The sequence below is a fragment of the Lactiplantibacillus sp. B652 genome (genome assembly GCF_023806745.1).
GTDB lineage: Bacteria > Bacillota > Bacilli > Lactobacillales > Lactobacillaceae > Lactiplantibacillus > Lactiplantibacillus pentosus.
The window spans coordinates 1-20,477 of the sequence record NZ_JAMSKY010000021.1 but is presented as its reverse complement, the minus strand read 5'-3'; the positions used below and the strand labels follow the sequence as shown (position 1 = coordinate 20,477).

Below are 20,477 nucleotides of genomic sequence, written 5' to 3'. Positions count from 1 at the left end.
TGGTTAAGGGTCATGAAGACATCTCTTTTCTTATTTGTTGTGGTAACTATAAGAATAGGTCTTCATGGCCTTTTTGGTCTAGTCATTTAGGTGTTGCACTTCAATTTTAAATCCGGCGTATAGAATTTTAGCTTAAATGTAAATAGAAAATTACGTTGGTTGCTGTTTTATTCTGACCTTAGGGCAATGGCAGCATCCTTTTTAGCTGCCATTCTAGCAGGCACATGGCCACCCAAGACGGTTAATGCTGTGCTGATCAGAATTAAAATTACCCCATGCATGAGATTAAGGGCGGCTACGCCACTTAAGCCGGTAATTTTCTCCAAAATAATATTTGCTGGAAAAGTCAATAACCACGCAATTAAGACACCTAAAATACCTGAACCAAAACCTAGTATAGTTGTTTCAGCGTCAAATACCCGGGTAATATCCCTTTTTCTTGCACCTAAAGCTTTTAAAACACCGATCTCTTTAGTCCGCTCCAGTACCGAAGTATAGGTAATGATGGCAATCATGATCATGCTTGTGATTAACGAAATGCCTGCAAAGGCCACTAACACATAAGTGATCGCATCCATCAAGCCACCGGTTAAATTAGAAACATTCCCTGCAAGATCAGTATAAACCACCTTATTGACCTTACTTTTACCTTTATTATATTTATCTAAATAGCTCAAGATTTGATCTTTATCTTTAAAGCTTGAAGGATAAATCTGAATACTAGTTGGTACAGCATTGCCACCAATCATGGCTAACATCTGCGGCTTGGCTTCTGCTGATAACTCTTGATTGGTCATGACATTACGATTACTGTTCTTTTGTGCCTTGACAATAGCCGAATCGCGATTATCTTCCATAACTTGTTTAGTCAACCGATCACTATAAGCAATCCCACTAGCTAAAATACCATCGCTATTTTTAGACTTAACTCGCAAAATTCCGACCACTTTTAACGTCTTGGTTTTATTGGCTTGAGACATTTTTTGATAGTCATTTCCTGGTAAAAAATTACCCGTCGGTAGGGATTGATAAAAATCATCGTTACTAACTAATTGCATCGTCGTCCCAATTAATTGATCAAAGGTAAACTTTTTATTTTCTTTAACAGAAATTCCTAAATTACGGAGAGCATTGATATTAATTGAATTATCTCGATTAACGACCATCACAACATCTGTCGGTTTATCAGGATAAGCCCCAGACAATAATTTATAGTTAGACTTTAAAAAACTTTGACCGCCATTCCGGTCAATGGGATATACAGAACCACCTACACCTGTAGTTTGAGCCATTAAGGTCGCAAAATCGGCTTGACCACTTTGTTTGGTATTTGAAAATTTAACAGCCTGATATTTACCGTTAACACTTCTAATCAAATTAAGTCCAGTGGCATAGGTCTTACTAATATTTTTAGTGAGCGAAGGACTAATTTTATCCACATAGTCAAGATAATTTGACGTCAATTTATTTTCATGCTGAGCTTTTTCAGCTGCACTAGTAGCGGCTGTAACCGAATTACTTTTGGAAAATTCTTGTTTTAAATTTTGCTGCTGCCCGGAGCCATCCTGTCCCACTTGACTAATAGTCACTGGAAATTGAGATAGAGTCTCCTTCTGGGTCTGATCGATTTGTCTTTGGAACCCATTTGACAGTGCTAGAACCACCGCAATACCAATAATACCAATGCTAGACGCAAACATGGTCAAAAAAGTACGCCCCTTTTTGGTTCGAATATTATTAAAAGATAACTTTAATGCGGTGAAAAAACTCATTTTCGTTCGTTTCAAACGAAAACGTGTGGTACTGCCATTCCCGTTAAATGGCCGCGTATCTTGCTGAATTTTACCATCTGCAAATTCAATAATGCGGTCAGCATACAGTAACCCACAACAATTGGACGTTGCTATGCCTAATAGCTCAATCCCAAGCTATGGTGTCACTTCCGCAACAGTTCAAGTATTAAATTAATTTCATCCCCTATCTGATTGATTATCCTCCCATAATCATCTATAGATAAAAAGAGCCTGGACGTTAATGTCCAGGCTCTTTTTGCTTATGCTTTTGCTAATTTAAGTACTTCTGCTTTTAGGGCGCTGATCAACTTAGGATCGTCATTAGGCATTTGTAGTCGGGTTAATTTGCCACCCTTAGTTTCAATAGCCTGCTTTAATTCAATATCCACATCATATAGAATCTCTAGATTATCATTGATGAAACCAACGGATGCGGAAATAATATGTTTGATATTATCCTGTTCAATTAAGTTTTGTGCCACTGTAACAAAATCTGGTCCGATCCATTTCTGTTCTGTCCGACCAGCACTTTGCCAAGCAATGGTATATTGATCTGGCGTTAATCCAGCAGTTTTAACCACGGTACGCATATTTGCTTCAACTTCATCACGATAACTGTCACCCCCATCAATGATACTCATTGGTAAACTATGGGCACTGAGAATGACTTTAGTATCAGGCTGGTCGATTTGTGGTTTCAATGCTACCAATTGATCACTCCAAAAATGAATCAAATCATCATTTTGCCACCAGCTCTTTGCTTCAACATAGGTTACATCTCCATGGTTAACCAACACTTCCTTAGCTCGGGCATGATAGTCACCCGTGTTAAAAGCTGAGTAGTGCGGTGCCAAAGGAATACCGTAAATAGTTTTAATCCCAGCGGCTAAAATATCTTTAACTGCATCTTGAATAAATGGATGAATATATTTATAACCGACAAAAACTTGATATTCACCGGGGAACTCTTGATCTAATTGTGCTTGCAATCCTTTCGCCTGGGCGTCAGAAATCTTAGCTAACGGTGAAGTCCCGCCAATGGCTTTATAACGGCTTACCAATTCATCATACAATGGCTTTGGTGGCTCGTGATGGTTGCGAATATTGGTGTAATAGCCCATAATATCGCTAATTTCATAGGGTGTACCATAGGACATTAATAGAACTGCTTTTTTATTACTCATAGATTTTCTTCTTTCGTAAAGGGAATTAAACTAGTAACAATGATGCTGATCACTGCAATCACTACTAATAGGACAAAAATACCACGATAAACTTGAATACCCATGTGGCCATTATTCACATTTAATTGAATAACGGAGGCGTAGACAATTGGTGCAACGGTGGCACCAATTTTTTTGGTGGTGGATAGGCCGCCGATTGCTTGGACACGATTCCCCTTACCAGCCATCCGACCGGCAATAACTTGCAATGGTGCAGACATGAAGCTACCTAAACCAAGGCCGAGGATGAAGGAGAATATTGTGAAGAGGCGTAATTGGCTTAGACCAAAAATAATTAAAAGACCGGATAAGCCAATTGAAGCGGCCGAAATAATTAATGTTCTTTTATTACCTAGTTTATCGACCATTAGGCCACCGATCCAAGAACCGATCACACTCCCCAACCCGGTGACAACTAGAGTCATCCCTGATAGACGCATTGGTAGATGGAAAACAGTATGAACATAGGTAGGAATGTAGATGAATACGGCGAAAAGTGTACCGCCGAGTAAACCTAATAACAGCGTTAAACTATATGCGGGTTTCTTCAATAAATTAATTGGTAAAAATGGCATCTTATTAGGTGCAATATTGCGTTCAACTCTGATGAAGGTCCACAGGCTAATTGCTGCAACTACTATTAGAGCAAAGATGAGATACTTATAAGTGTTGAATTGTTGAATAAATGTCAGGAAGAGCATGAATGAGGTGATAAAGATTGTAAAGGCGGTTAGACCTGGAAAATCAGTTTGCCACTGTTCTTCTTTCACTTCGTTATCTAAAATCCGCCATACTAATAGGAATAAAATAGCAATAAATGGCAATAAACTATAATAAAAGGCACGCCAGTTACCTGTAAAGGCCAGCGTTAACCCTACAAAAATAGGGGCGAAGATTGAAGCTAAACCTGAAACAACACCAACAACAGAGACTTTACGGCCTTGGCGTTGATGTCCAGCCGTATGTAACATGAGATTGATGGATAATACAATAATGCCACAATCCCCTAAAGCCAGAATAAAACGACCTAGTAGGAATAAACCGTATGTTGGCGCAATACCGGTTAATAGAGCACCCAGGAACCAAATACCTAGTTCACCCATAAATATTTTTTTTGCGCCATAAATATCTGATAAATTAGAAGCGATTGGTGTACCGATCACTAGTCCCAATGTATAAATGCCTGCAACCCAGGATGAATTCACTGAACTCAAGCCAAAAGTCCGGGTTAGTGCTGGAAGCATCGTTGACACCGTGCCCCCATCTAGTTGCGAAAAAAAAACTGCAATTGCATAAATCCAGAAATGCGATCGTACTTTCTCAACCGTATTAATCATTAATAACTTAAGCCTCCCAATTTTCTAAAAACATTTTTTGTAATCCAGCATTGTCCATGTGTGTGCCCACCACAAAATATGGAAACTCACCATAGACAGAACTGGCTTCATAATAACGCATCTCAGCAATAATTTTTTGAACATCAGTGGTGTCTCTGCAAAAAGAGTCACGCCCCATTCGAAATTGTCCAGACCAATGGATCCAGTGATATATTGCCAAATTTTACCAGCATATGTCCGACCGACTGTGCCATGATCATGCATGAATTGACGGCGCTCATCGTAAGTTAGGGTATGCGCCTGCGTAGTCACCGCACCCATCCCCAGCGCAAAAAACACCAGCGCCCCAAGGATCCCAATAATGTGTCTTAACCTCTTTAACCTCATTTTGTTTCCTCCTCACAACGAATACATATATCCGTAATAATTATTAACTCGATTTTAGCATATTTTATAGAATATACGCCCCATTATTTTGTATATTTTTGAACAATTAATTTATCAGGTGATTAGAACCAGTATAAATAGAAGCGTTAACAAAATAACTATCGTGCAAAATTGTGCTTACGTCAACCGAAAAGCCTTATTGTAGCAACTTTTCTCAATATCTATTTTTAGAAACCTATTTTACGTATATACGGAATACGGTTGAAATATTTTCGGAATAAACTATAATCAACAGTGTAAAGGGTTACATTCTTCTTTATAAAGGAGGGGTCATATTGAAATTAGTTGCCATTGTCGGAACGAATTCGCAAAAATCTTACATCCGTCAGCTGTTAAATTACCTGAAAACACACTTTTCAAGCGACGCAGACATCACGCTTTGTGAGATAAACGACATTCCGCTTTTTTCTGAGGATATCAGTGAAGTTCCTAACAAGGTTTCAGCCATTTCTGAAATTATTACTGCCTCAGATGGGGTAATCATTGGCACCCCACAGGTTCACCATGCCATTCCATCAGCCTTAAGTTCCGTGCTTGATTGGCTGGCGGTGGCGGGCCATCCGTTTAAAAACAAGCCAACGATGCTGATTGGCGCATCCCTGGATGACCAGGGCGTTGACGACGCACTCGACAATCTTTCAGCTATTCTGCGGTCGCCCGAACTGAACGCTGGGTTACTCACCGGTGATCAGTTTGTCCTGACCAACGTTGCTGCGGCCTTTAACGGTGACGAACTGGCCGATCCATTGGCCGTTAAGTGGTTAGACCACTGTTTTAACAAATTTACCGGTTATATGGGCTTCAATTACGTGCCAACTGGTGACGCGCAACCAGACGCCACGACCAGCGCGTCAAAGGACACCACGCCAGATTATTCGTCTGACCTCGACCACCCTGTGAAGACCGATGCGACTGCGAGCGCATCGAAGAAACCAGCTGGTGGCCTCGACTATTACTCTGATTTGGATGCATCGACACAGCCGACGACCGACACCACGACTGGTGCTTCTAAGCATACTGATGCGACCTCAAGTGCTTCAAAGGATACGGCGTCAGATTACTCATCCGACCTCGACTACCCGGCTCAGGCCGCTGATGCCACGACTGGTGCTTCCAAACAGCCGGCTGACGGCATGGCCTACTCGTCTGATCTAGACACGCCGGTGGCTGCGGGAACGGATGCCACTAGCGGTGCTTCCGAGAAACTAGCGGATGCCACTACTGGCGCATCTCAGAAATCAGACGATGTGCCCACCTACTCATCAGACTTAGATGATCCAAAGCCGGAAACGGACACCAACACTGGTGCTTCCGAACACGATGATGCAACTACGGGGGCATCAAAGGAAACGACCAGTGACTACTCTTCTGATTTAGACCAACCGGCTGCGGCTGACGCCACGACCGGTGCTTCTGAACACTAACAACGCTTCATATATAGGAGGAAATTAACATGACTGATAAAAAAGTGACTTTAGACAGCAATGACGTTTTACACTTCCCCACTGGCGATATTCCATTGGAAGCCCTGCGTGTCCTGTTGAACACCCTGCCCTTCGAAGTTGACTTCGTGGACGCCACCGACCATTTCAAGTGGTTCACCGATGACGGCAACCGGATTTTCAGCCGGACGCAAAAACAAGTTGGCGAAGAAGTGCTGGAATGCCACCCAAAGCAAGCCAGCGATAAAGTGGAACAGATCCTCAAGGAATTCCACGCCGGCACTCGTGACCAATTTGAATTCTGGCTGCCATTAAAGGGTAAGATGGTCTACATTTCATACTTCGCTATCCGTGATGAAGACGGCAAGTACCTTGGCTGCTTCGAATTCACTGGTGACATTGCGCATCTGCAATCGATCAAGGGGACTAAGATTCTTGAAAACAGTCGGGATATTACGGTTGATAAAAAGTAAGACATCGTTAACTAAAGGCACTGACCATTGCAGTCGGTGTCTTTTTTGACTGGCGCGTTCTTCGTTGACTTTCCAATCCCAACCCCTATAATCAGAATTAAACAGCTGTGTGAAATCGGTTACATTATTGAATTTACCCACACATCCGTTTCAAAAAATGGAGAGGATCACATGCTCGAACTGCAACATTTTAAAAAATACTATCAGGTGGGCGACACGACCACGAAGGCGTTAGATGATGTGTCCGTCTCATTTCGGCAACAGGAATTTGTCGCGATCCTTGGCCCCAGCGGCTCTGGGAAGACCACGTTGTTAAACAATATTGGCGGGTTGGACGTCTATGACTCCGGCGATTTGATTATTAAGGGAAAGTCCACCAAGGAGTTCAAAGCCTCCGACTGGGACGCGTACCGGAACAACTCGGTCGGCTTCATTTTCCAAAGTTATAATCTCATTGATCACCTGAGTATCATCGACAACGTTGAATTGGGCATGACGCTCAGTGGTGTGCCCGCCGCCGAGAAAAAGGAAAAGGCCATTTCAGCGCTGAAACGTGTCGGGTTGGAAGACCATATGTATAAGAACGTGTTTAGAATCTTTTCAAGAGTATTCGCAGGAAGGCTAAGCTAATCATCATCTTACTGGTGTTCAGCTTTCGCTCACAATTGCGCCAGAGGCGCCGATATTTTCCTAGCCAGCTAAAACTGCGTTCGATAACCCAGCGTTGCGGGGTCACTTGACCGTGCCTAAGGTCTCTCTGTTTAGCAATAATGACTTCAGCGTTAATCATTGCCTGAACTGATTGAGCAAAGTTGTTACCAGTATAACCACCATCGGCCATTACTCGTTGAACCAGGTCAAACTGTGATTTGTTTAACGCCAGTAGCGCATTGGCGCCATCACGCTCAGAAACATTGGCGGTTGTCACATGGACTGCCATCGGCAGCCCATTGATATCGACAGCAAGATGGCGCTTAATCCCACTCACCTTTTTACCACCATCGTAGCCGCTACTTTCAGCAGGATCGGTATTCTTGACACTTTGAGCATCTAGAATGACGAACGATGTATAAACTGAACGCTTCTGAGCCAACCGATGTTGGCTGACAATTTTTTTAAAACCTTATCCAGAGGAGTGATACCAGCAGGAGATGGCGTTTTAGTCCAAAGTAACCAGTAATAATAGACGGTTTCCCATTTAGGAAAATCGCTGGGTAAATCGCGCCAAACGCACCCATTTTTCAAGGTATAAAGCAGGGCACAAAAGATATCATATAAATCAACCTTTCTTGGCTTAGTCCGCTTACGTATGCCTTCTAGATCTGTCCGGATTAGTTCAAATTGTTCACGAGAGATGTCGCTACTATAATGGTGTGCAAAGCTTTTCATGGATTAAAAACTCCTGTTTTTGATCTAATTTAACTAAAATCAAATCGAATGTCAAAGTATCCAAACACGTTCTCAGCTTGGTATTTATAAAGTTCAATAATGAGGTTGGTCATGAGTTGACGTAAATTGGAGTCAGCAATCCCTGTCATGGACGGTAAATTCAACACATCTAGGGTGGCACCCTTATTTTGAATGGAGTTCATGATCTTAGTCAAATCATGGTTGTTTCGGCCTAAGCGATCTAATTCAGTGACCATTACAATATCACCCTCACGAATATAGGCCAGCATTTTTTTCAGTTCTGGCCGATTAGTGTTAGCCCCACTTAATTTATCCGTAAATAATTTATCAACGTCTTTTAAAGCCGCTAACTGTCGATCTAAATGTTGCTCCTTGGAACTCACACGCGCATAACCGATTTTAGCCATTTCCAATTCTCCTTTTGGACAGTTCTAATGAACACTTGTGATTCCTAGTATAGCACAGAAATAAAAACGGCCAATAGGGTATGCCCTATTGGCCTTGCTTATAAGGGAATTGCTATACAAATTTGTTCAATTTTCTTTCATGAAAAATTAGTAAAAATATACCCCAAGAGCTTATACATCTCCCAATCTTAAATTATTAATATCTTGAGATTTGTGTACTTTAACCTGAATTATTCATAGTTCATAAAAATCCCGTCAGTTTTCGAAAAAACACGAAAAATGACGGGTATGTCTTTATCTTTTGCTGAAATACGATGTTTATCAGTTCTAGCTAGTGAGATCTTTCAACTAACTCAGAATTGCTTTGAACTTTTGGATACACTTGTCCCTTGGTTGTACAGATTTTTTTAATTTTGCCGGTTATTCAATAGCCTGGATACGCTGTAGAGCCTGGTAGAACAGCCGATGGTAAACATGATGCGAGCTCAGCCGCAACTGAATGCGTCGGCCCGTATGCACAACACGTGCCGCAACTTTGAATAAACGGATCCGCAATGTGCTAACGCACAAGCCGGAATCATGTTTTGTCAGTGCTAGCTGCTTTAAAAAGTTGACAATATCTCCGCTGGTCATTGAGCCTCAATAGCTTGTCGGCCAAGTTGGTGAACTGAAACTTTTCCATCAGTTCTACACACAATGTCAGCCCGCCATCGGAAGATAATTGACCACCCGTATGCGATACTAAAATGTTTTTGTTGAAATTGAACGCCATTTCCTGTAAAGTCTTCAATGTAGAGTCCTCTTCTCTCATGTGGTTTTGTTTGCCAATTTAACTATACCAGAGCTGAGGCTCTTTTTGTGCACTTAAAAGGTGAAAATGCAAAATACCCATCAAACGCGTGATGCATGTGTTTGATGGATATTTTGCATATCTTTGTGAATAAATCAGGTTAAGAGAAGCTAAATTAGCATCGTCAAAAAAAATCTCATGACTTTATTCACCAGTGCCCTCTAGTGGGCCTTCTTGCTGAATCGCATCATCTTTGGTCTTTTCATCAGTTCCCTTGGCGTGTTTTACTGGAGAATAAATTGAGAAGACCTTCATCGTTTTACTACCAGCGTTAATTACATTGTGCCAAGTATTATCTGGAATAATTACTGCTTCACCAGGATGAATCTCACGGTCAATCGTCAATTTATTTTTATCTTTGCCCATTTGAACGTGACCAACACCGTCTACCAAATAAATGAACTGGTCATTACCATGGTGAATCTCCATTCCGATATCTCCACCACCAGCTGGAATTGCCATCAAAGTGACTTGAAAATGATCACCCGTCCACAAAGTAGTTCGATAATTGTCATTAGCTAAGGCAGCGGCCTTTAAATCTGGAGCAAATGGTTGTGGGCCATAATCTCTAAGTTCTAAGTGCTTTTCAGTCATTTTACTGCTTCCTTTCTATACAAATTAAGTATAACACATTGTTTGAGATGAACCATAAAATATGTTTTGGCTAACCTAAAAATGAAAAGTGTTAAAAAAAGCCCAATGATATTGTAGTGATTTTCAAGAGATATATTTGCAGATAACTTTTGAAAGTTGTAGACACTACCTCATTGAGCTCTTTTTCATTAAAATTTGGATTACCAATGTTGGACAACGGTTCCGTTTGGCAAAACATAATAACCGACCGCTGGCGTAACTGAATTATTCGGATTTAACATACTTTCTTAAGTCATGAATAGGGATAAACAATTCATTTGCATCTATAGGATCATCTAAAGTCAATCCCACTCTATATTCTTGTTGATCCTCGAAATAAGCGGGTTTAACTAAATAGAGGAAATATAATATACTTTGTAACAAGGTATCAGTTATTGAGGATCGACTGATCATTTTTGTATCATTGTTGATGAAAATTCCGTTGATCTTTGTTATATTATTTTCCTCGTATAGCTCAGATTTTTTGTAATCCTCGTCATTTAGATAATTCACATCTTTTGCAAATAGTCCGGATCCTTTCAGCCTATTGTCTTTCAAGTAATCTCCAACTTGTTTACATAACTCGTTCAGTAATTTTGGCCTGTTTTTTGCGCTAATGGTTATAAACGTCCTATCAACTTTATTACCATCTTTATCGACATTTCCCTTTTTTAATTTTTCTACGATGTTAGGATCCAAAAAGCCATCTTTAAAATCCTTATCGCTTAGCATTGTAAAGCAAGAAACAAAACAGCAATGCCTTAGAACGTGTTTGGATACTTTGACATTCGATTTGATTTTAGTTAAATTAGATCAAAAACAGGAGTTTTTAATCCATGAAAAGCTTTGCACACCATTATAGTAGCGACATCTCTCGTGAACAATTTGAACTAATCCGGACAGATCTAGAAGGCATACGTAAGCGGACTAAGCCAAGAAAGGTTGATTTATATGATATCTTTTGTGCCCTGCTTTATACCTTGAAAAATGGGTGCGTTTGGCGCGATTTACCCAGTGATTTTCCTAAATGGGAAACCGTCTATTATTACTGGTTACTTTGGACTAAAACGCCATCTCCTGCTGGTATCACTCCTCTGGATAAGGTTTTAAAAAAATTGTCAGCCAACATCGGTTGGCTCAGAAGCGTTCAGTTTATACATCGTTCATCATTCTAGATGCTCAAAGTGTCAAGAATACCGATCCTGCTGAAAGTAGCGGCTACGATGGTGGTAAAAAGGTGAGTGGGATTAAGCGCCATCTTGCTGTAGATATCAATGGGCTGCCGATGGCAGTCCATGTGACAACCGCCAATGTTTCTGAGCGTGATGGCGCCAATGCGCTACTGGCGTTAAACAAATCACAGTTTGACCTGGTTCAACGAGTAATGGCCGATGGTGGTTATACTGGTAACAACTTTGCTCAATCAGTTCAGGCAATGATTAACGCTGAAGTCATTATTGCTAAACAGAGTGACCTTAGGCACGGTCAAGTGACCCCGCAATGCTGGGTTATCGAACGCAGTTTTAGCTGGCTAGGAAAATATCGGCGCCTCTGGCGCAATTGTGAGCGAAAGCTGAACACCAGTAAGATGATGATTAGCTTAGCCTTCCTGCGAATACTCTTGAAAAGATTCTAAACACGTTCTAACTCTTTAACAGGCCTAGTTTTATCTCAGGTATTTTTTACTAAATACATTTGTTTTTCAGGTACAGCTCCAGGCGTTGTATTATTTGCTGTTAAAAGAATACACATTTTATTAATATACCAACTAAAATAATTTAATAATGAACTATACATAAGGAAGAAATAATCGTGAAGAATACAAAAAACTTTACTTTAACTGCTATGTCTTTTTGCAGACCTAATTGTACTAGCTGTTACGCCACACGGGTTTATTCCCAATTGGTCCAATTAGTGCAACTACGATGTATATTCCTGTTATTATTGTGTGCATTATTTTGGGACTTCGAATTGTCCCATGTTTGTGAAGGATTAAAGAGGCTGATAAACAACAAATATAAAAACGTCTCTTTATTTTTTACTGTACTAGCTAGTTCTCTAACAAATACGCTTCTTGATATAAGTATGATTTTAGTAGGATTTCGCAGAAGCTATTGGAAAAAGCATGGATGCCGTTTTCTCAGCTATTCTAGCGGTCGTCTTTACTAGTGGTGTACCCGAAGCCGTTATAGCCGGTCTTATTACAGTTGCTGTCTGTAATGTTTTATTTCGATTACTTCATAGAAATAGACAATTTTAATTCAATTCGTTTTATATATTTTTACGCAAAAAATATCAGCATCTTAAATGACATTACTTTAAGGTGCTGATATAGATAACCTTGGTGACTTGTGTTAATATTACATCGGTCTAACATTATTTAACAATTATAAGATTATTCTTAACTAGTTTAGCCTAAGTTAATCCTTCAATCAGAACTGTACGAATCCATAAATCTTATTCAAGAGTCTCTCTTCTTTATCTGCTTTTTGTTTCTATTCGTGGATCATTACAATGTAATCGTTTCACCGTCATCTGGAATCATTAAGATATTATCTAGATTATGATCTTTTCTTAATTTTCTAAGATCCTCTCGGCTTACTGTCCAATGATTTACCCCTTCTAGATGACTAGCGATTAATATTGCATGTGGCATTTCTTCATGAATTTTAAGAACATCTTTATCATCTAGTATCAACCGACCTTGAGAAAACCCATTTCCGCCGGCATTCATAACAATAACCTCTGGTTGATGATTATCAAGCTCTTTTTTTAATCCATCAAACCAAATAGTATCACCAGTAAAGAAAAGTTTCTTTTCTTTCGTTGCCTCAAAAACTACCCCCATTGTCCGACTAGTGTTAAATTCCTTTTCTAAAACATCTTTTACTGCTTCATTTTCATAATGTTGACCTACCGTAGGTGTCAAAGAAACGTCTTTAAATAAAATGTTATTTTCAAGAACACGAACATTTGTAAATCCTACTTTTTTAATTAAAGATGCGTCAGGTTCTCCTTGAACGAAGATAACCATGTCTTTGGGAATTAATTCCTCTGCAGCACCGTCCCAATGATCTATGTGGTCATGAGTCACAATAACAGCATCAATGCCTTCTATAATATCACCAACAGGCATAGGTAACTCTACTATAGGGTTCCTTTCTGTATTACCGTGGTCATTGTCTATAGGAGGATACGTTCCTTTTTTAGAAAGCATTGGATCAATTAAAAAAACAATACCATTATATTCTAATTTTATAGTAGCATTTCTTAGTTGAGTAATTTTCATTACTATAGTCATTCCTTTCGCGATTCCACGTAACTAACTTTCCACAAGTGTTCGAGTACATATACTTTTAACTTTGACCGCCATATTATTTAACAACTTTAATCCCAACGGTTTTAATTGGTACAGCATTAGTGAGATTATCATGAACTGGGCATGTCTTATCCATAAAGTCAGCAAAGTCAGTAATTTCACTTTTAGTACCTGGAGAACGAAAATGTGTGGTGAACTTGTTAAATTGACATCTCAGTCTTAAAGTTAACAGCTGGAAAGATTAACTGATAATTATCATTAAGTTGCTTGCGAGTAACGTGTAATCCAATAAGCGGGATGTAACCGTTAATATCATCAATAGCATTTTGACTACTTTCTGCTGCACCAACTAGTTGATTATTAGTATCGAATACCAAACTTAACTTCGCACTTTTATCATTTTTTCCAGCATATTCCATATCTGAGCTATATAGTTGATCCATATCAACTACATGATACTGGCTGTCCTTCCTTGCTTCATCTATATTTATCCCAACTTGAGCTATTTGTGGAAAAGTAAAAGCTGAGGAACCAATAATCGGATAATGAATTGGATTATGCTTTTTGTTCATAATTTGATCAGCTAAATACATAGCTTCAAAATGAGCGGTTGGTACTAAAGCAGGTTCCTTTTTATCAATCACATCTCCTGCAGCGTATACTCCCTTAGCCGTTGTTTCTAGGTGATCATCTACAATAATACTATGCCTTTGAGATAACTTAATATCAGTATTTTCTAAATGTAGTTCATCAACATTAGCAATTCGACCACTGGCGTCAACAACATAATCACTCTTAATTACATTGCCATCTGAAGTAAGTATTTCGTAATCATTACTTAGTTTCGTAATCTTTTCTACACCTTGGTCAAAGTAGAAACTAATTCCACGCTCTCTCATATCATCAACCGTATTCTGAACGTGCTTTTCACTAAAGGCCATCATTGGCCGTGGTAACATTTCAATAATACTTACATGGCTACCAGCAGCTGCAAGCATAGTTGCTAATTCCATTGAAACGATTCCTGCTCCAATAAACGTAACCTTGCTTGGTAATTCATCAAGATCTAAAACATCATTACTGTTATGAGTAAATTTGCTTCCAGGAAAATTCAATTTACGTGGTTTCTGGCCTGTAGCAACAATAATAACTGGAGCATAATACTCTTCTTCGTTAACTAATAAAGTGTGGTTATCAATAAAGCTTGCATAACCATGTAAAGTGTCAACGCCAACTTTTACAAAGCTCTTTTCCTCACTATCAGGTACATTTTTCCACGTTGCCTTTTTAGTTTTCATAAGTTGGGGCCAATTTATTCGGCTGGCTTGATCAATACCACGACCTTCCATTAGTTGACTACCAAGTACATTTCTAACTGCTCCTTCAAAGAAAATTTTTGGCTCGCAACCATAATTAGGGCATGTTCCACCGAACTTATCCCCTTCAATAACTAGAATTTTCTTATTACTATGTTGTGCAGCTTTACTGAAGTTAATGGCTGCTGGACCCCCGCCGATAATAATAATGTCATATTTTTTCATCATCTTATGTCCTTTCATATTTCGCTTACTTTATATAAGTTATTCTTTTTTATGCTTGTTCTCAAATTATGTGCTCTAAAATTGACTACAAATTTAAGAATTTGTCTTCTTTATTCAGTTGACAATTGTAAACATATACACTACCTTTACTAAGAGCTTTTAAAAAGTAAGAAAGGAATGAGATAATGAAAAGCAAACGAATCACTGTTTTACTTACAATCGCACTATTTACTTTTATGACATCGCTTGATTCTTCAATTGTAAATATTGCAACACCAATCATGGCAAGAGAAATGAACGTCTCCTCTAGTACAATTGAATGGGTCATTTCAATCTACTTGATGATTATTTCAGCATTAATTATGTTCTTTGGACGGTTAGGCGATATCGTCGGTAAAGTAAAAATTTTTAAAATAGGAACTTTAATTTTTACAATTGGGTCTCTAGTTGCTGGAATCAAAATTAATTTTAGTTTTCTTCTATTTGGTAGGGCTATCCAAGCATTAGGTGCTGCAATGATAATGTCCAATAACTTTGGTATAACGACTGAAATGTTTCCTCTTAAAGAAAGAGGTCGAGCTCTATCAATTTTAGCTACCTTCTTTGCTCTCGGTTCAATTGCTGGACCATCTTTGGGCGGCTTAATTTTAACTACTGGTAGCTGGTCCTACATTTTCTGGATTAATGTTCCAATTGGAATTGTTGCAATTCTTGTAAGTAACACTTCCCTACCTAAGGATTCTCTTAAAAACACCAATGAAAAACTTGACTGGTATGGTACAACTACCTTTGCGGCATTCATTGCCTTTTTCTTCTATGCTTTAATGCAAGGACAAACACAAGGTTATGCTAATCCAATTATTTTAACCACCCTTGCAATTGCAATTGTGCTGTTAATTGCCTTTATTGTCATTGAATATCACGTTAAATTACCAATGCTTAATTTTAAGATTTTTGATAACGCGAATTTCACCATGGGAGTTGTCTCGGCGTTACTAGCATTTATTGTTGGTTATTTCTTCAGTATTTTAATACCTTACTACCTTGTAAATGCCCGCAACTATAATGCTGGCTTTTCCGGTATATTATTAGCTATCATTCCACTAACAATCGCCTTCTTCGGTCCAATTGGCGGAACCCTTGCTGATAAATTTGGCGGTGAAAAGATTTCAATTATTGGTCTGGCATCTTTGATAATTGCCCAGATTTTAATTCTAAACTTTAATTTACATTCACCACTATGGCTATTTATCGTTACATCTTTCTTCTACGGTATCGGAATGGGACTTTTCCAATCGCCAAATAATTCTGTTATCATGTCATCAGTTGACAAGAAATTTTTAGGAATTGCTGGTAGTGTGAATTCACTGGCACGTAATTTTGGAATGGAATTAGGAGTTAGTTTATCTACAATAATTCTTTATAGTTCAATGAGCTTGAGAGAGGGTAAGAGCATTACAACATACCCGGTTGGGCAGAATCAATTATTTATGTTTGGCTTACACACCGCCTTCATTTTTGCATTGATATTTGCTGTAATAGCCGAGATCATTACTATTACTCGTTTCATAAAGAATTGCAAAAATAGGTAAGTTAATTTAAGGTAAAATGTCGTACTTTCTTGGCATTTTACCCTTTTATTTTACAAATGGCAAATTCTATAATTAATCCGAACAGAAATTAAAAAGCCCAAAGCAATCACTTACAATGGTAGTAGCTAATTCCAACCAATATAGGGAGTGATTACTTTGGGTACATCTACTTTATCACGTTTTCAACGTGGCGCACTAGCACAACTGGTCAATGAGGGGAATAAATCTTACCAAGTAATGGCTGACGCCTTAGGCGTCGCCAAAGCTACGATTAGCTATGAGTTGGACCGGGTTAAACCTTATGATCCAGAATTAGCTCAGCAAGATGCAGATCGCAAAAGGCGGAATTGCGGCCGCTTATAACTTGAGCACTGCGTCAATTTATAATTGGCTTAATCGTGGCTGGCTTCTCTTCAAATTGACTGATCTACCCAATCGGAATGTCCGCCAGCACCGAGTGAGCGAAAATCGTGGGAAATTTACAAGTGGGACTTCCATCGAACAACGGCCAACAACTGTTAATCAACGGTTAGCTTTTGGTCATTGGGAAGTAGATACGGTGCTTTCTAGTCGAAGTGAGTCACGATCATGTCTGGTTACATTCGTAGAACGTAAGACCCAACTTCTATGGGCCATCAAAGCCCCTAATAGAACGGCTAAGGCTCTAAACACCGCCTTTGGCAAGTTTATGGGGGCCTTCGGTCCCCAAGTAAAATCCATTACTGTTGATCATGGTAAAGAGTTTGCCAATTATCAGGCCTTAGAACAGGATTATCAGATCAAAGTTTATTTTTGCCATCCATATTCACCATGGGAGCGAGGTTCCAATGAATATTTTAATAGACGGTTACGCTGGTTCTTCCCGAAAAAGACCAATTTTAGCCAAGTAACGACTGATGAGATCCTAGCAGCACTTGAACTAATTAATCAACGACCATTAAAAATACATCATCAACAGACTGCCATTGAAAGATTCCGGGCTTGTTCGGATTAAACTTGTAATTTGCCAATGCTTGCAGTTGTTTTTGAGTTCGCTTACTGATTTCCTGGTGTACATCATTTAACTGATTTTTAAATTGCACTTTTTGTTGTGGATTAGTTGCTTGTTGAACTTGTCGTTGCAAGCCTTGATAGGACTTATTAAGATCATGGGCTGATAGCTTTTTTAGATCATGCTCAGGCTCTTTTTGGGCTTCTTGTAAGCCTAATTGTTTGGTTAACCCGTCACTAAGCTCAATCACTTTGTTACTAACTTGCTGAATTTCACTTAAAGCGCTATGGATCACGGCTTTATCTTTCGCCCAAGTAGCCACATAACCGAGTGAATAGTTACTGGTATCAACGCCAATGACGATTTCATTAGTGTTGGGTTGAAAATAGCCTTTAGCGCCACCAAGTTCTGACAGACTTTTTTCACTGACTTTAATATCAGTATTGTTATTCAAATAATCTTTGAGTTCATTGTACAGGTTAGTAACATTTTTATGATCCACTAAATTTTCTTTGACAAAATCTTTAGCACTTAGGACTGGTTCGCCGCTTGTCTGTGATATGTCAAATACTGGAATATAGCGATAACCAACTATGGCTTTTTCTTCAGTCGTATCAAGTCTTTCCTGATCCTCTGGAGTTAGTTTTTTAAATGGGAGCCGCAATCCTGATCCCTTTTTCTCCTTTATTTACTGATCGTTTAAAATCAGTCTGCCATTTTTTAAAGCCCGCAACTTGACCAGCATTTGGATTTTGAGAATAGATAAGGTCAATATTACGCTGGCTATACCGGTGAAACTTTGCTACGGTATTAAGTTAACTTTTAAATTTTTCACTATCAGTTAGTTTTAAAATTTCTTTTTCGGCATTTTCGACAAGCTGCCTTTTCCATTTTTCAGTTTCAACTTTACTTGGCATGATTAACCCTCCTCGGCGTCTACAAACTCTACAGAATTATCAATTTGGGGTAACTTGATAGATTGTGTGCCGTAAAGTGCTAAATATTCGGCATTCTTTTTTTGCCACGCAACTTGAATATATTTGCCATTACCCGCAACTTCTGATAGGTACTTATAACTGCTTTTATCCGTCAAAATAGGTAATTCGCTTGCTAATGCTTCCAGTTCATTTTTCATGATATATCATCCTTCTTTTACAATTACACTCGTTGGTTAGGTTCACTTTTTGGTTTTTGAAAAGTAAACCTAAATGACGGGTTCACCAACCGGAACAACGTGAAGGGCGGTAGGCAGGTTCTAATCAAAATCAAAACTTAATTTATGGCCGTCAAGCTTTAACTTGGCGTCAAACGACTTCCCCTTTTTGCTCTTGAAACCCTTTAATTTGCTGGTTTCACCCTTGGTAACTAACGCTTTAATTGCGGTCTTCCCGAGCGTCTTGCTACTCCATTTCTTAGGTAAGGTAAAATCTTCACCTTGCTTGGGCTTCACAATGTAAAACTTCTGTTTATTTAAAACGGTCGCTTGCGGTGTTTCTAAGAATACTTCGGCGGCTTTTTGCGCTTGCTGTTGGTGATCGATTTGTTGCTTAATGGCTGCACTGCCAGTCAATTGCGTGGGAACATCAGCAATCAATTTTGCCACGAACTTTTTGATTTGGTTCAAAAAGTTATCCGGGGTGCGTTCTTCGGTACTGATTTGTTGTAACGCTTGCTCCCATTTTGCTGTCATCTCTGGGCTAGTTAACAAGGGTTCGAGTTCAACCGCTTTACATAAAGTAATCCCCGCTTCACTGACGTGGAGCTTGTTCTTTTCAGTAACTAAATAGCCGCGCTTCTTTAACACTTCCAGCACATTTGCCCGGGTTGCACTCGTTCCAATGCCTTGCACATCTTTAAGAATCGCTTGGGCTTCTTCATCATCAAGCGTTTTACCGGCCGTCTTCATTGCCGTAATTAAGGTACCTTCGGTAAAGGGCACCGGTGGTGTCGTTTCTTTTTGCGGTGTTTGCAGATTTGCTTGAACTTGGTCGTCTTGGTGAACGATCGGTAGGGTGGCTGCCTCTTGCTGGTCGGCTTTGTGATCATCAAATAAAACTTGCCAACCTTGCTTAGTTGGGACCTTACCCGTTGCTTTAAAATTGGCGTCGCCAACTTGGGTAATAATGATGGTTTCTTCATACTCGTAAGGATCAGCAAACATCGCTAACGTCGTTCTTAAAACCAAGTCATAGACCTGTTGCTGTAATTTAGGTAAGGCCGCTAATTGATTTTTCGTCGGCACAACTTTAGTCATGATAATAGCGTAGTGTTCTTCAACCTTTTTCCCATTGACGTAACGTTTATTCGGGGTGGTATTGGTTAAAGCGACTTGCTTAGAGACTAACCCCAGATACTTCGTCAGATTAGCCACTAAATACTCAAATTCTTCATCAGTGATATAAGCACAATCGGTTCGGGGATAGCTAAGGAACTTGGCTTCGTATAAACTCTGAATGGCCGCTAAGGTTTGGCTGGCACTGGCATGATACCGTTTATTCATCGCACTTTGCAGACTGGATAGCGAGAATAGTTGGGGACTGGCACTCTTTTTAGCCTGCTTTTGCACGTCCTTGATTAAACCGCCCTGTGAGCCTTTCTGAACGTGTTTAGCTTGCATGAATGTCATTAGCCCTGTTTCATCTTTAAACCGCTGATAGGGGTCTAATTTTGCGACGAATTTTTGCTGATTGGCTAAAATTTCCGCATTTAGTTCAAAATAGGGTTCCGGCTTAAAGTTTTTGATTGCCTGGTCTCTTTGATAGACCATATATAAGGTTGGCGTCTGTACTCGACCAATCGAATACACCCCGCGTACCCCGTTTTGTCTTAATAACAAAGTATATAAAGGACTGCCATTCATACCAATTAACCAGTCACTAATTTGACGGGTTTGGGCTTCTTTAGAACCTGTCTAATATCTAAAAAATCTGATATAGTTTTATTAAAAAGTGAGTTTTAGCCATGAAAAACTATCCAAGCAATATTACCCGCAAACAATTTGAACAGATTCGACCAGAGC

16 protein-coding genes and 6 pseudogenes are annotated in these 20,477 nt (G+C 39.4%); 7 read left to right on the top strand and 15 right to left on the bottom strand.

Translation table 11 applies throughout. The features are described from left to right. Positions 1-167 precede the first annotated feature (167 nt). From MZO40_RS15810 to MZO40_RS15795, 4 genes are all read right to left on the bottom strand, one after another. Positions 168-1,700, bottom strand: coding sequence for an ABC transporter permease (locus MZO40_RS15810; RefSeq protein ID WP_252133412.1), 1,533 nt, complete (start codon positions 1,698-1,700; stop codon positions 168-170). Positions 1,701-2,053: 353 nt separating this feature from the next. Continuing rightward, positions 2,054-2,977 carry a ferrochelatase gene (gene hemH / locus MZO40_RS15805; RefSeq protein WP_003645607.1) on the bottom strand — a complete coding sequence of 308 codons (924 nt, stop codon included), beginning with the start codon at positions 2,975-2,977 and terminating at the stop codon, positions 2,054-2,056. After that, entirely contained in the window at positions 2,974-4,353 is a 1,380-nt protein-coding gene (locus MZO40_RS15800) for an MFS transporter (RefSeq protein WP_252133411.1), read from the bottom strand. The genes hemH and MZO40_RS15800 overlap by 4 nt, the downstream gene beginning before the upstream one ends. Positions 4,354-4,377: 24 nt before the next feature. Next, the gene (locus tag MZO40_RS15795; RefSeq protein WP_252133410.1) at positions 4,378-4,740 is read right to left on the bottom strand and encodes a chlorite dismutase family protein; all 363 of its coding nucleotides are present in this window, start codon (positions 4,738-4,740) and stop codon (positions 4,378-4,380) included. A gap of 335 nt (positions 4,741-5,075) precedes the next feature. On the opposite strand from MZO40_RS15795, the gene MZO40_RS15790 reads away from it, so the two are divergent. From MZO40_RS15790 to MZO40_RS15780, 3 genes and pseudogenes are all read left to right on the top strand, one after another. Then, a complete protein-coding gene (locus MZO40_RS15790; RefSeq protein WP_252133409.1) occupies positions 5,076-6,224 on the top strand; it encodes an NADPH-dependent FMN reductase in 1,149 nt (382 codons plus the stop codon). A gap of 29 nt (positions 6,225-6,253) precedes the next feature. Next, positions 6,254-6,715, top strand: coding sequence for a PAS domain-containing protein (locus MZO40_RS15785; protein ID WP_099722335.1), 462 nt, complete (start codon positions 6,254-6,256; stop codon positions 6,713-6,715). A 171-nt stretch (positions 6,716-6,886) separates the two neighbouring features. Continuing rightward, a pseudogene (locus MZO40_RS15780) lies at positions 6,887-7,297 on the top strand (ABC transporter ATP-binding protein); the annotation flags it as partial. 7 nt (positions 7,298-7,304) lie between these two features. Here MZO40_RS15780 and MZO40_RS15775 read toward each other — a convergent pair. From MZO40_RS15775 to MZO40_RS15755, 6 genes and pseudogenes are all read right to left on the bottom strand, one after another. After that, positions 7,305-8,104, bottom strand: a protein-coding gene (locus MZO40_RS15775; RefSeq protein WP_252133408.1) for an IS5 family transposase whose coding sequence is annotated in 2 segments (ribosomal slippage) — positions 7,305-7,834 and positions 7,834-8,104 — 801 coding nt in all. Because the reading frame shifts where the segments join, the coding sequence is not laid out codon by codon here. Positions 8,105-8,172: 68 nt separating this feature from the next. Continuing rightward, positions 8,173-8,532, bottom strand: a pseudogene (locus MZO40_RS15770) (recombinase family protein); the annotation flags it as partial. A gap of 420 nt (positions 8,533-8,952) precedes the next feature. After that, complete coding sequence (locus tag MZO40_RS17670) at positions 8,953-9,165, bottom strand: transposase (protein ID WP_103852023.1); 213 nt, start codon at positions 9,163-9,165, stop codon at positions 8,953-8,955. Continuing rightward, the gene (locus tag MZO40_RS15765; protein ID WP_072557605.1) at positions 9,110-9,322 is read right to left on the bottom strand and encodes a transposase; all 213 of its coding nucleotides are present in this window, start codon (positions 9,320-9,322) and stop codon (positions 9,110-9,112) included. Before MZO40_RS15765 ends, MZO40_RS17670 begins: the two co-directional genes overlap by 56 nt. 204 nt (positions 9,323-9,526) lie before the next feature. Beyond that, on the bottom strand, positions 9,527-9,976 hold the full coding sequence (locus MZO40_RS15760; RefSeq protein ID WP_016385460.1) for a cupin domain-containing protein: 450 nt from the start codon (positions 9,974-9,976) through the stop codon (positions 9,527-9,529). A gap of 264 nt (positions 9,977-10,240) precedes the next feature. After that, entirely contained in the window at positions 10,241-10,747 is a 507-nt protein-coding gene (locus MZO40_RS15755; protein WP_252133407.1) for a hypothetical protein, read from the bottom strand. 104 nt (positions 10,748-10,851) lie between these two features. Between MZO40_RS15755 and MZO40_RS15750 the strand changes: the two genes are divergently transcribed. Beyond that, positions 10,852-11,651 (top strand): IS5 family transposase gene (locus MZO40_RS15750; protein ID WP_252133406.1). Its coding sequence is split into 2 segments (ribosomal slippage): positions 10,852-11,122 and positions 11,122-11,651, totalling 801 coding nucleotides; the frame shifts between segments, so codons are not numbered across the junction. Positions 11,652-11,827: 176 nt separating this feature from the next. Beyond that, positions 11,828-12,275, top strand: a pseudogene (locus tag MZO40_RS17555) (ECF transporter S component). 249 nt (positions 12,276-12,524) lie between these two features. Here MZO40_RS17555 and MZO40_RS15740 read toward each other — a convergent pair. Further along, a complete protein-coding gene (locus tag MZO40_RS15740) occupies positions 12,525-13,304 on the bottom strand; it encodes an MBL fold metallo-hydrolase (RefSeq protein ID WP_103851999.1) in 780 nt (259 codons plus the stop codon). 230 nt (positions 13,305-13,534) lie between these two features. Continuing rightward, positions 13,535-14,878, bottom strand: a complete 1,344-nt coding sequence (locus tag MZO40_RS15735; RefSeq protein WP_252133405.1) for an NAD(P)/FAD-dependent oxidoreductase — start codon at positions 14,876-14,878, stop codon at positions 13,535-13,537. Positions 14,879-15,060: 182 nt separating this feature from the next. Between MZO40_RS15735 and MZO40_RS15730 the strand changes: the two genes are divergently transcribed. Continuing rightward, positions 15,061-16,467 (top strand): MFS transporter, encoded by a 1,407-nt coding sequence (locus tag MZO40_RS15730; protein WP_103852000.1) that lies wholly within the window; start codon positions 15,061-15,063, stop codon positions 16,465-16,467. A gap of 156 nt (positions 16,468-16,623) precedes the next feature. Beyond that, positions 16,624-17,461 (top strand): annotated as a pseudogene (locus MZO40_RS15725) (IS30 family transposase). Here MZO40_RS15725 and MZO40_RS15720 read toward each other — a convergent pair. From MZO40_RS15720 to MZO40_RS15710, 3 genes and pseudogenes are all read right to left on the bottom strand, one after another. Next, positions 17,391-18,375 (bottom strand): annotated as a pseudogene (locus tag MZO40_RS15720) (ArdC family protein). The pseudogenes MZO40_RS15725 and MZO40_RS15720 overlap by 71 nt on opposite strands. Before the next feature lie 2 nt (positions 18,376-18,377). Continuing rightward, entirely contained in the window at positions 18,378-18,593 is a 216-nt protein-coding gene (locus MZO40_RS15715; protein ID WP_003713050.1) for a hypothetical protein, read from the bottom strand. 120 nt (positions 18,594-18,713) lie between these two features. Then, positions 18,714-20,360 (bottom strand): annotated as a pseudogene (locus tag MZO40_RS15710) (DNA topoisomerase); the annotation flags it as partial. Positions 20,361-20,477: the final 117 nt, after the last annotated feature.

Bases quoted from the DNA above. Each gene is read 5' to 3' on its own strand.
- MZO40_RS15810 (WP_252133412.1), bottom strand. From the start codon at position 1,700: ATGTTTGCGTCTAGCATTGGTATTATTGGTATTGCGGTGGTTCTAGCA.
- hemH (WP_003645607.1), bottom strand. From the start codon at position 2,977: ATGAGTAATAAAAAAGCAGTTCTATTAATGTCCTATGGTACACCCTAT.
- MZO40_RS15800 (WP_252133411.1), bottom strand. From the start codon at position 4,353: ATGATTAATACGGTTGAGAAAGTACGATCGCATTTCTGGATTTATGCA.
- MZO40_RS15795 (WP_252133410.1), bottom strand. From the start codon at position 4,740: ATGAGGTTAAAGAGGTTAAGACACATTATTGGGATCCTTGGGGCGCTG.
- MZO40_RS15785 (WP_099722335.1), top strand. From the start codon at position 6,254: ATGACTGATAAAAAAGTGACTTTAGACAGCAATGACGTTTTACACTTC.
- MZO40_RS17670 (WP_103852023.1), bottom strand. From the start codon at position 9,165: ATGACCAGCGGAGATATTGTCAACTTTTTAAAGCAGCTAGCACTGACA.
- MZO40_RS15760 (WP_016385460.1), bottom strand. From the start codon at position 9,976: ATGACTGAAAAGCACTTAGAACTTAGAGATTATGGCCCACAACCATTT.
- MZO40_RS15755 (WP_252133407.1), bottom strand. From the start codon at position 10,747: ATGCTAAGCGATAAGGATTTTAAAGATGGCTTTTTGGATCCTAACATC.
- MZO40_RS15740 (WP_103851999.1), bottom strand. From the start codon at position 13,304: ATGAAAATTACTCAACTAAGAAATGCTACTATAAAATTAGAATATAAT.
- MZO40_RS15735 (WP_252133405.1), bottom strand. From the start codon at position 14,878: ATGATGAAAAAATATGACATTATTATTATCGGCGGGGGTCCAGCAGCC.
- MZO40_RS15730 (WP_103852000.1), top strand. From the start codon at position 15,061: ATGAAAAGCAAACGAATCACTGTTTTACTTACAATCGCACTATTTACT.
- MZO40_RS15715 (WP_003713050.1), bottom strand. From the start codon at position 18,593: ATGAAAAATGAACTGGAAGCATTAGCAAGCGAATTACCTATTTTGACG.